Source organism: Streptomyces altiplanensis (genome assembly GCF_053591575.1).
In genome coordinates, this window is the sequence record NZ_JBSFUB010000091.1 from 16,374 (window position 1) to 28,036 (window position 11,663).

Genomic DNA, 11,663 nt, shown 5'->3' on the forward strand with positions numbered 1-11,663 from the left:
CGTGTGCGGATGAGGGGCGGCGCCCGGTGGGGCGCCGCCCCTCACGCGTTCCCCTGGAAGGGGCGTGGCCCGGGCGTTAGGCTGACGCTGCGACAGGCGGGCCGAGTACAGGGGGCAGTTGTGGCGTTGGGCGGGATGAGGGCCGATGCGTCGATCCTCAAGGACGAGGGCTTCCACATGTTCGAGGTGGGCCAGGACTTCTCCAAGGCCGCGAAGGCCCTCTTCGACGGGCTGAACAGCCTCGAGAAGGAGTCGGGCAAGACGCCGCCGTGGGGCGACGACGAGATGGGCGAGTACTTCGGTGTCGTCTACGAAGGTCTGCGCGACGGCATGAAGGAATCGATGCCGAGCCTCGCGCAGCGGATCGCGGGCATGGGCGTCAAGTTCACCGCGATGGGCGTGCGGCACGAGAAGCACGAGCTCGAAGAGGACGCGAAGTACGTGGCTCTCACGGCCAAGGTCGACTCCGGTCCGGCGCCGAGGTGAGCGGCTTCGACGCGGTCTGACGTGACGTCGGTGAGTGGCCCGCGCAGGGGGCCCTGCTCTGGCTGAGCCAGGGTTCCCTGGTCTGCCTGGGCTCTCTGGTCCGCCTGGTCTGCCTGGTCTGCCTGGTCTGCCTGGTCTGCCTGGTCAGGGTGCGCCGGTCTGCCTCGGGCCGAGTCACCCGTACGGCGACCGGCGATTGGCTGGGCCCGCACCCGGCTGCGGGCAGTCAGAACGCTCAACGCGCGGAGCCGGGGAGAACCACACCACGAAAGTGCCGTGCCGGCTGCGCCGTCTCGCAGTCCCGCACCGCCGGGCGGCGGAGCACCTCGGAGGTCGAGCGGCACCAGGTCTGCCGGGCCGGCGAGTCCTCACGTAAGGCAACGCGAGTCAGGCAAGGACACCCATGACCTCGGAGACCCCCGCCCCGGGCCGGCAAGTCCCTCCCACCACCCCCGAGCAGGCTCTCGAAATCGTCCGCAGCCGCTACGCCCGGCCCAGACTGCCGGACGGCACACCTGTTCCCCTGCACGTCCACGAATTCGACATCGGTTACCTGGTGTACGCGACCTTCCCCCCGACCACCGACGCGGCGGGCCGCCCCCAGCCTTCCCCGCCCGGTGGCGGCAAGATCGTGGTGTCCAAAGACACCGGTGAGACCGCGACCGTTCCCAACTACCCCACCGGCAAGGCCATCGCCCTCTACCGCCGACAGCACCAGCCGGACGCGTAAGGGGCCGGGCGCCGCCACTGCGGCACGCAGCAGAGCCTGCTGACGGCACAAGGCCGTATTCGCAGCGGGGTTGTGACAGGAGCAGCCTTCAGCTGTGTCGGTGATGGTCAGTAAGCTCTGGGCACGGCTGTACTTCGTGTGATTCTCCTGTCGTTGGGGGGCGTTGTGCGGCGGGTTGTCTGACCGGGGGTGTGGCGCGCTGTGGCGATGATGTTGCCGGACGAGCTCGAGTGGGTCCTGCAGATGCTCGGCTACAACTGGCCGACGGCGAACGAGGATCTGCTGCGGGAATCCGCCGTGTTGTGGCGCAAGTTCGGTGACGACGCCCAGAAGCTGCGGGTGCGGGCGGACACCAGCGCGGGAACGGTGGTCGCGCACAACGAGGGCGAGTCGATCGACAAGTTCAGAGCCCACTACAAGAAGTTCTCCGACGGTCAGGACGGCTACCTCGCCAACGCCGCCGAGGCCGCCTACATCATCGCCAACACCTTCGAAGCCGCCGCTTATCTGGTGGAGTTCGCGAAGTACGCGGTCATCGTCCAGCTGATCGCGCTGGCCGTCCAGATCGCCGCCGCGGCCGCCGCCTCGGTCGTCACCTTCGGCCTGTCCGCCGCCGCAGGCATGGCCGCCACCCAGGTCACCCGTCTCGCCGTACGACGCATCCTCGACGCGCTCAAAGACGCGCTGATGGAAGCCATCATCGAGGCGATGAAGGAGCCGGCCGTCTCCGCCGTCCAGGCGATGGTCACCGACCTGGTCACGCAGTCCGTCAACGTCGGCTTCGGCACCCAGGAAGGTTTCGACCTCGGCAAGACGGTCAAGGCGGGCGCCCAGGGCGGCTGGGAGGCCATCAAGCAGACCCCCCAGACCCTCGCCGAGGGCCTGCGCGACGGCCTGGGCAAGAAGGCCGGCAGCAGCATCCGCGACGGCATCGACAGCGGCTACAACAACAGCATGGACGCCTACAACAACCGCAACAATCCCACCACGGGCAGTGGTGACGGCGGTGACGGCGACAGCTCGGGAAGTGACAGTTCCTCCTCCGACGGCTCGAACTCCTCGACCTCCGCGAACTCAAGCGCGTCCAACTCGTCGGGGTCGTCCAACTCGTCGGGATCAGCGAATTCCTCGGGCTCCTCCAACTCGTCGAACTCGTCCGGTACCTCGGGCTCCTCCAACTCCTCCGACTCCTCCAGTCCGGACTCGTCGACGACCTCGCGTTCGAACGCGAACACGGGCAACACGAACATCGGCGGTGGCATATCCGCCGACGGCGACGGCCCGGCGGCCTACAGCGCCCCCGACCTCGCAGGCCCGCCCAGTACCGACACCGGCACGGGAAGCGGCACCCCGGACTCCTCGCCCGGCGCCCCGGACTCCGGGCAGAATCCTTCCTCCTCCGCTCCGTCCTCCCGGCCGACGCTGTCGGACTTCGACGACCCCGCCCCCGGCAACACACCGCCCTCCCCCTCTTCGGACACCGGCGGCAGTACGCCCGGCACCGGTGACACCCGCGGCGGCTCCTCCTCCGGCGGCCTCTCCGCGCCCACCCCGCAATCGGCCCCCACACCGACGGGCGGCGGCACATCGTCCTCCACCCCCAGCGGCGGCGGGATCAGTACCTCCATCGACAGCCTCGCCGCCAGCATCCCCACCCAGTCCAACGCCGCCCCCACCCCCACCACGGCGGACCCCTCGACCGCGGGTCGTCCCCGTCCGGACGGCAACTCCTCGATGCCGACCTCGCCCGCGCCGCCCTCCACGGCGGACGGCGCGGCGGGCGTACGCACCGGCACGAACACCACCCCGGGCGGCCCCCCGTCCAGTACGAGCCCCACCAGCCCCAACCCCTCCCAGAGCACGCCCAGGACTCCCACCACCCCGGGCATCCCCAACCCCACCGCAACGGGCCCCGCCTCCACCCCGAGCCCGACACCGTCGACACCGCCCCGCACGCCGACACCATCGGCTGACGTCCGCACCCCGGGGACGCCGGAGACCCGTACCCCTCACCCGAACCAGCCCGCACCAGGGACCACACCGGGCCGCACGCCGAACCCCAGCACGCCCAGCTCCACGCCCACCCCCACCCCCACCCCCGGGGCGGCCACCACGCCCAGCACCGGCACACCGGGCTCGGCAGACACCCGCACGCCCCCCACGAACACGAACCCGGCCTCGACCACGCCCCACACGAGCCGCCCCGAACCAACCACCCCGAGCCAGGACCCGAGGCAGCCGGCTCCGACCAGGACCGCGCAGTCGCCTGCCGGCACTCCAGCGGCGACGCCAAGCCCGAACACCTCGGACTCCCCTGCTCCCGGCCGCGCACCCGACAGGGGCCCGACGCCGAACAACAGCGCCCCCAGCACCCCGGACACTCCCAGCACCCCGAACCAGCCCGGAGCCACCCCCAGCCCCACCCCCGGCAACAAGCCGCAACAGCCGGGATCGCAGCCCCACACGCCTCAGAACACCCAACCGAGCCCGGCGAACACACCAAACACGTCAAACACGCCGAACCAGCAGCAACCACAGGTGACGGCGGTCCCCACCCACACCGTGACCCCCGCCCCCAACGGTCACACCGCCCAGTCCACACCCCAAACCCCCCACACCACTCCGCCCGCCCAGCAACAGGGCCGGGACAGCACCACCAAGCCCACCACCCCCACGCCCGCATCCGCCACCCGCAACACCACACCCCCCGGCGGCGTCACCCACCCCACCCGTGCGGAACAGGACGCCCTCGACAACTCCGTCCCCCGAGACGAGAACGGCGACCCCACCCGCCCACCGGACCCCCAAGACGGCCCCTGGGTCCAGAACATCAACGGCACCGGATCCGACAACCCCGGCCGCAACAACAACTGCGTCGACGTAGCCCTGTCCACCGTCGACACCTACGCGGGCAACCCCACCGCGGCCGCCGCCCGCACCCCCGACCCCGACGCCGACGGCAACCCCTCCGACCGCGGTGAGAAGGGCGGCCGCGACCGCATAGAGAACACCCTCGGCGCCCGCTTCAGCGACCTCGGCAACGGCCCCGACGCCTTCAACCGCCTGGAGAACACCCTCCGCAACAGCGGCCACGGCTCCCAGGCCGTGATCATCACCCAGGACGCCAACGGCCGCGCCCACGCCTGGAACGCCGTCAACCACAACGGCCGCATCACCTACATCGACGCCCAGACCGGACGGACCAGCCCCAGCCCCCTGCACAGCGGAAACAACGGCGTCTTCGCGATTCCCCTGGACTCGAATCGAAAGCCGGTCGCCCCGGACTTCGGCGATCGATCACGGAACGATTCGGGCCAGTCGTCCGATCGACGGGCCCCCGAGCAGGCAGGCAGCGCCGAGCGGCGGCCGGACGGAGAACCCGCGGGGGCGAAGCCGGACGACCAGGACTCCGACAAGCCGCCGTACTCGGAGCCGCACGATCGTGGCGAAAGCAGCACCTCGGACGAGAGCCGCCGTATTACCGAGGATGGCCCAGAGAGTGATGTCTCTCGAACACACCCAGAACCTGAGGGCGAGAATTCCAGGGAATACGGACTCGAACCCGACCGACTCCAACACGATCTGCGGCGAGATCAAGACGTCCACAGGGTCGAACTGGACCGGGTACATGACCGACTGGATCGGTGGGCCGAGTCGGGCGAGCTCGCCCGCGTGCTGCAAGCGACGTCGGGCGACGGACCGCACCCCGACCCCAACGGTCCGCGCCGCTTCACCAGGAAACAACTCAGCGACAGCCTGGATGGGTTTGACCAGCTCTCGCGCGGCGAGCAACAGGCCGTAGTGGCATCCCTCGCCAGGCTCAGCGTCTCCTTCCACGAGCAGCACAGCGTCAGTCGGAACCCGGAGCGCATCACCCACCCATATCGCGAGCCGGGCGAGGGCGAGCCGGACAAGGACACAAAGGACCGGGGAGCCAAGCGGGCCACGGAGTCACTCGGTGTTCGGATGCACCGCAGGGCAGTGAACGCAATTCTCGATACGGCTAAATTCAAGAATCTTTCGCCGGAGAACCAGGCGGCCATCAGGCGGAACGGTCCAGATTTCACCGGAAAGAACTATGCCGTCCTTGAGGTAGAAGGCCCGCCGCCGGAGCGTGACGTCACCTACGTCGTGGATTCATCCGTGCCTTCCGGCCGGGTGCTGCCAGGAGTCACCCCACGTCACTCGGAGAAGCACTTGCTCGACTGGCTCAAACGTGTCGACCCGGACGGCTCCCAGTACACGCCCCTGGGGCTCTACACCGAGCGTGAGCCATGCGGAGTGGGCCAAGGCCATATGCAGTGCTCCACCACCCTTAGTGACCAGCGGCTCGCGGGAATACCGATCCACTACAGCGCCACGTACAGGGAGGACCCAGACGGCGTGGATCAGCGCGACAAGATGCTCGAAGAAAAGAGCGAAATCTTCGCGGAACTGGCCGGAAAGCCGGACCAGGAAGTCAAGCAAATCATGGAAGCGAAATGGCGCGAAAAGTACAGCGACGAGGCAGACAAAGAGAGGCTCGCAAAGGCACTGAAAAGACTCAACCATTCTGGCAGCAAGCTACAAAAGCAGATCGACCTGGAACTCAATGCACAGCGCAAAGAGCACAGGACCGAAAAAGAGAATGCCATTACCGCCGAGTCGACGAGTCACATCGACACCCTCAAAGAGACTTGGGAGAAGTTGCACCCTCAGCTGATCAGCTGATGCATCGCGACGGACCAGCAGTCTTCCCGCAGCCGGGGCCTTATCGCCTCCCCATGAACCACAACTAGGCTGAACCGCATGCCAGACAACATCGATGCTCTCATCCAGGATCTTTCAGACAGAGACCCCAGCCGCCGAGCCGCCGCAGAAGACAGGCTGATCGCCATCGGGGCCGAGGTTGTGGACCGACTCCTGTCTCACGCCCGTGACGCCCGGTCGTCGAGCCTGCAATTCGGCGCCGAGACCGTACTCAGACGCATGGGAACAACAGCAGTGCCGCGCCTGCGGGAGATCCGGCAGCATGGCCCGGGAAGCCTGCGCAGCAAAGCCCTGCAAATCCTGGTCGACACGACTGGCGCGGAGGACCTTGACTCCACCGATCGGCGCGCCGTGGAACGCCTCGTACGGGTCAAGCTCCTCGATGAGCGACCGGTGAGGGTTCCCTCCGAGGCCGGCCGCTGGCTGGCCTTCCCCGCAGAGCGACTTGATGACGCCGTAACCGCTCTCGGCCTGCACGACCTCCGGCCTGTCACCACCGTCATGGGCGTGGCCGCGACCACGGGAGCCACCGACTCCATCGAATTCCACGATTCCCAGGGTGAGAAGCAGACTGCCTACCGGGTCTTCATCACCCCGGAATTCGAGAACCGGCGCACGAGCACAGAGCTAAAGAACTGGCGCATGCTGTGGGGCAATTCGTTCCTGAACGAACTCGATGGCTTCGCTCAGGCGGACAAGCTCAGCGAACAATGTGGCGAGGCGCACTTCTACGTCATCGACCCCTACAACGACTCCGAGAACTGGTACGTCGCCCGTAACGGTCAAGGAGTGCGTAGTTACGGCACCTATGACGACCCACAGTTCGACGGAGAAGCACTGCCCTTCGAATTGGACTACATCGAATCAGCCCAAGAGGAAGACAACCCATTCCCCGACGAGGCTGAAGAATATACCGAAGGCGTTCCTGAGGTACGCGTGGCGGCCGCAAACCTCTCGGTCGAACCCGGTCCGATACGTGCAGCCGATACCCGCGGCCACGGATGGCTTGCCACCACCCGCCCCGACATACCCAATGCCCGCTTCAAGGGTGCCCTGCCCATCTGACGACTGGGCCCCTGAAGAGCTGGCACACACCCAAAAATCGAAGGCCTTCGCATACGTCCGCATGAGCGGAGGACGGAAATCCATGAGCGATTCAACAAACGACTACCCCCCGCACCCCCACATAGGCGGCCGCACCAACGCTCTGCGCGCGCTGGCCGCTTGGCGCATGGAGTGGCCAGGCGCTCCTCGGGTGGTGGCCCTGACAGGGGACTCCGGCAGCGGCCGTTCACGGTTGCTCACCGGTTTTCTGATGCTTTGCGATCCGGATTTCCGCAAACAGTTGCACCTCGACCAACTCGACCCGTCGACTGTGCCTCCGGAACTGCCCGCACCCGCCGCCGCAAACGCCCGCGGGCTGACCACCGCGCAGTTTCTGTGGGCACTCGCCGATCACTACGGGCTGTCGGTCGACCGCGCCGAGGATATCTACGCCGAGCTGGCTGCCCTGCGTGAACCCATACCCCTGATCGTTCTGGACGTGGATCAGGCGGGGCCTGTGCGAACCGCTGACGAGGCCTCCGCGCTCGTACACCAAGTACTCAAGCCCTTCGCCGCCCTTGGCACGACTCGACTCGTGGCCGAGCTCCCACGTCACTTGGCAGCCGAACTGGCCGAAGGTCTGCCGTCCGGGACGGTGCAGATCATCGATCTCGACGCCCCCCAGTGGGCCGATGCCGAAGGTCTTGTGCGGCATGCGTACGCCGCACTGAGTCCTCAATTCGCCGGACCGGAGCTGCCGTTCACTGAGGACCCGCAGGTCCGGAGCGCGCTGGCCGCGGCGATCGCGCGCCGCGCCGGCACCAGTCCCCTGGTCGTCCAACTCGCCGTCCAAGGCATCCTCACGACTCCCGGAGAGTTCGACCCGACCGACGAGCAGCAGCTGCCGTCGTCCGTCTGCGAGGCGCTCGACCTGCATGCCCGGCGGCTCGGTGCCGACCCGCAAACCCTGCGCCTGCTGCTCGCACCACTCGCGCTGGCCGAGGGCGATGGGGTGCCGGTCGAGCTGTGGGCGCCGCTTGCCAGCGCCGTGGCCGGGCGGGACATGAGCGAATCGATCGCCTCCGGCATGCTGCTTGCAGGATCGTTTGTGCGGCCTGCCCCGGACGAGACCGAAGAGACGGATACTCCCGAGAGGCGGGGTGAACGAACGCTGTTGCGCCTTGTACATCCCGCCGTCGGTGAGGAGATCTGTGCGGGCCTGCCCAATGTGCGCGCCGCTCAGGGACGAATAGCGATGGCTCTACTTGAAGCCGTGCCGGACCAGGACTGGGGCAAGGCAGACGCCTATATCCGTGATCACATCGCAGGGCACGCGCTTGGAGCCGACCTGCTACCCCAACTCCTCACCGACCCTGGCCTGTTCGTTCATGCTGCCCCCGTGCCTCTGCGGGCGGCTCTCGAGGCTCTGCCCCCGGATGCACTCGGTGCGCCCGGCCGCACCTACCTACGCACGGCCGCGCTGCTGACCCGCAACGAACTCCCCGCCCTGGGACGTGCGGCGCTCCTGGAGACCGCGTTCGTCGAGGATGGCCTGGTCGAGTACGCCAACGCCATACATCGTCTGGGCATCGATCTTCCTTGGCAGACTTTGTGGAGCACACCGCTCCCCGGCATCAGTGACGTGACAATCGCCGAGCTGCCCATGCCGGAAGGTGCCGCTCAGCCCGTCGCCATCCTCGTCGTGCCCGCAAACACACCCGGAGCCCGGCCGGTGAACGGCCCGGAGAAGACCACCACGGCAGAGCAGACAGGGGTGATTGTCCACGACCTCATTCAACCACTGCTCCTCTCCGAGGTTGACCCTGCTCAAATCGTCCGGCCTGGCGAGAATGCGAGGGCAGCCGCCCCGCTCGGGCTCAGCCGAGGCGCCGACTATCTGCGCGTATGGGATCGCAAGACGGGAGAGGCGGTGACCGCGCTGATCTCCGAAACACCGTTCATCGGAGCCGACCTCTCCCCCAGCGGCATCCTCCTCGTCGCAACAGCACGTGGGGCGAAGGCCCTGCGGATCCGCGCGACCGACCCAGCTATAGCCTCTTAGAAATGACCGCGCGGCCGCCGACCGCAGCGCCCCCGAGCCAGAAACAAACTTCGTGACCAGCAAGGAGCAGGCGCTCGCCATCGCGGACCGTTGGTTCAACCCCGCCCGCTCTCCGGACCTTCGCCGGAGGTCAAGATCCGGGAGTTCGGCCTCGACTGAGTGGTGTGGGCCGCAGCGGCACCGCTGGAACGCGCCCCGGAGGCGGGGAAGCCGTGGGAGTCAATTTCCAGGATCACTTGAACAACGTCTCCGACATTCTCAAGGCTTACGCCTTGCGGACGCCAAAGCCCACTGCGCAGGAAAGACCTGACGCATGAGCACCACCCCGAACCAGAATGAAGTCCGGGCAGAACTCGCGATGAACCGTGCCCTGCGATGGATCGGCCGGCCTCGCGACGCCAGCGCCTGGCTGTGGATCGGCGGGCGCGCGGACAGCGGCAGGACGGAGTTGTTGCGCGAGGTCGTCGCCCGCCAGCCGGCCGCGACCTGCGTCGACTGCGCCGGCAGGTCCGCGGAGGGGGTGGCCCGGGCGTGGTGACGGCGCTCGGCATCGCCGCCACGGACGCTTTCAAGGGCAACTTCGCCGCGGTAGTCCGCCAGATCTCCGAGGACCCCGTGGTCGTTCTTGCGAACACACAGTGGGCAGGACGGTTGTGCACCTCGCGCGAACCGGAGCGTGTACTCGATAAGGTGGCACACGTACTCGTCAAGAACCATCGGCGCGGGCTGCGGATGCGCTTGCTGGTCGAGGTCGGCGATGCCCCGCGCTGCGCCGCCGAGTTGGGCGGCTGGCATCTGACCCTGCGAGGGGGCTTTGACAACATGCGGGCCTTCCCGGAGCTGGGGGATGAAGCGGCCTTGCCGGTCGCCCTCCGCGCGCTGGCGTTGGCCGAGCACCGCTTCGTACCCTTGCCCGTGTGGTCCCTGCTCTGTTCGGCCCTCGGCCGGAACATCCTGGAGTCCCGGCTGGAGGTGCTTCTCGGCGGCTCGGCGGCCGGGGACTGGCTCCACAGGTCGGACGACGAGGCGGGCGCCGCCCTCGTGTCCTTTCGCCAGGAAGCAGCGGCCAGGCAGCTGCGTACGGAGATGCCTGCTGAGGAAGCCAGGTCCTGTCACGCGCGAGCACTCACCGCCCTGTCGGCCCCGGACGCCCCCGAGGTGACGCGGTGGTACGCCGGTCGTGCCCTGGCTGGTCACGCGGCAGCGGCCGACCGGTTCGCGGAATTCCTCGCGGACGCCGCAGCGGTCGTCCGCGTCGGCCACGAGTCACTGTTCGAGGCGTTCGAGGCGTTCGAGGCCGCGTTCCACGGACGGCCCATCCCTCAGTGGAGTGCCGGTGCCCACATCCATTACTTGGCGCGCCGCGGTGTTCGGCCGTCGTCCCAGGGTGAGTGGCTGGCGCTGTTGCACCTCAGCCTGATGCAGGCCGGTCCGAAGGGGGAAGCAGCGGCCGATCGGCTCCTGTCGGCGGCCTGCCCCGGAGCCCTGCCCTGGCAAACGCTCTGGGCCGACGGCGTCGGTGCCGGTACGTTCACCACGGACGCACTGGTCAGGCTTCCCATCGTCCGGACACTCCACATCATGCACACATCGGCAGGTGACTTGGTCACGGTCCGCACCCGTCACAACCAGATCGGCGCCTGGAACCTGGCCACGGGCGCGCCTCAGGCCGAATCCGACAGGGCCGCGGACGTGTCTGGCACGATGCACGCGGATCAAGGGCCTCGGGGGTGGCGGCCTGCCGGGGCCGCTGACGGTGAAGTGGATCTGCCCCGCATACCCGAGTACATCCGTCGAGGCGTGCGCTCGGGATCTCGCGTCGCTCTGGCCTCCACCGACGGGGTGTGCGCCATCGAAATCAACCACAGTGCCGCGCAGAAAGCCACGCCCGGTCTCCTCAAGCGGCTGGTGGGCACCGTCACGCGGCTCGCTCCGGCGGACTTGCCCGCCGCGGCCCTGAACCCCACGACCGAGTGGCTGACGAGTCTCTGGGGACCTGCGGCGGTCAGACGGTTCCCGCAGGGCACCCTGCCACCTGACATCTCCGACACCGATACCCGCGCATTCCTCTCCTCAATAGGCCTCCCCTGCGTCACCGGCTTTCTCGAACTCGACACCACCGGGCTGGAGGACGCAGGCCTGCGTTCCGTTGCTGGGGCCGTCGGCAATCCGGCCGGAAGGGAAGCACCGTACTTCTCCCCCGGCAGCTGGCAGGGTGCACGACTCCTTCTCGACGGCCACGACGGAAGAGTGCTGCCGGACGGTTCGTCGGGCATTGACGACTCGCTGGCCGGAAACAGCCTCGGTCAGTTCATCGCCATGGTCCGACTCTACTACTGGTGGTTCGCCTCCGACTGGTCGGTCGAGGACATGGAGAGCGATGTTCGGCGCTGGCTGAGCCAAATCGACCCCGAAGCTTTCCAGACACAATGCTGGCAACGTCTCTTCGACGATTACAACTTCGATGTCCGGGTCTGAGAAGGGCGACTTCAACAACTACTGAGGTTGAACTCGTGGAGTCGTAGGGGCTGACGGTTGGTGGCCGGTGCGGTATTACCGGGGGCATGCGGTATCCACAAGGGGGCGGGCTGA

7 protein-coding genes are annotated in these 11,663 nt (G+C 67.7%); all 7 read left to right on the plus strand.

The annotated features are described in order from the left end of the window. The first annotated feature begins 135 nt into the window (after nt 1-135). On the plus strand, nt 136-486 hold the full coding sequence (locus ACWD0Y_RS29050; RefSeq protein WP_093798720.1) for a hypothetical protein: 351 nt from the start codon (nt 136-138) through the stop codon (nt 484-486). Nucleotides 487-889: 403 nt separating this feature from the next. Further along, nucleotides 890-1,216 (plus strand): hypothetical protein, encoded by a 327-nt coding sequence (locus ACWD0Y_RS29055; protein WP_450263291.1) that lies wholly within the window; start codon nt 890-892, stop codon nt 1,214-1,216. 207 nt (nt 1,217-1,423) lie between these two features. Further along, nucleotides 1,424-5,926, plus strand: a complete 4,503-nt coding sequence (locus ACWD0Y_RS29060) for a toxin glutamine deamidase domain-containing protein (protein WP_450263296.1) — start codon at nt 1,424-1,426, stop codon at nt 5,924-5,926. A 78-nt stretch (nt 5,927-6,004) separates the two neighbouring features. Further along, nucleotides 6,005-7,030 carry a HEAT repeat domain-containing protein gene (locus ACWD0Y_RS29065; protein ID WP_450263292.1) on the plus strand — a complete coding sequence of 342 codons (1,026 nt, stop codon included), beginning with the start codon at nt 6,005-6,007 and terminating at the stop codon, nt 7,028-7,030. Between the two features lie 82 nt (nt 7,031-7,112). Beyond that, complete coding sequence (locus ACWD0Y_RS29070) at nt 7,113-9,071, plus strand: ATP-binding protein (RefSeq protein ID WP_450263293.1); 1,959 nt, start codon at nt 7,113-7,115, stop codon at nt 9,069-9,071. A 313-nt stretch (nt 9,072-9,384) separates the two neighbouring features. After that, nucleotides 9,385-9,609, plus strand: a complete 225-nt coding sequence (locus ACWD0Y_RS29075) for a hypothetical protein (RefSeq protein ID WP_450263294.1) — start codon at nt 9,385-9,387, stop codon at nt 9,607-9,609. Continuing rightward, nucleotides 9,603-11,549 (plus strand): SUKH-4 family immunity protein, encoded by a 1,947-nt coding sequence (locus tag ACWD0Y_RS29080; protein ID WP_450263295.1) that lies wholly within the window; start codon nt 9,603-9,605, stop codon nt 11,547-11,549. Before ACWD0Y_RS29075 ends, ACWD0Y_RS29080 begins: the two co-directional genes overlap by 7 nt. Nucleotides 11,550-11,663 lie beyond the last annotated feature (114 nt).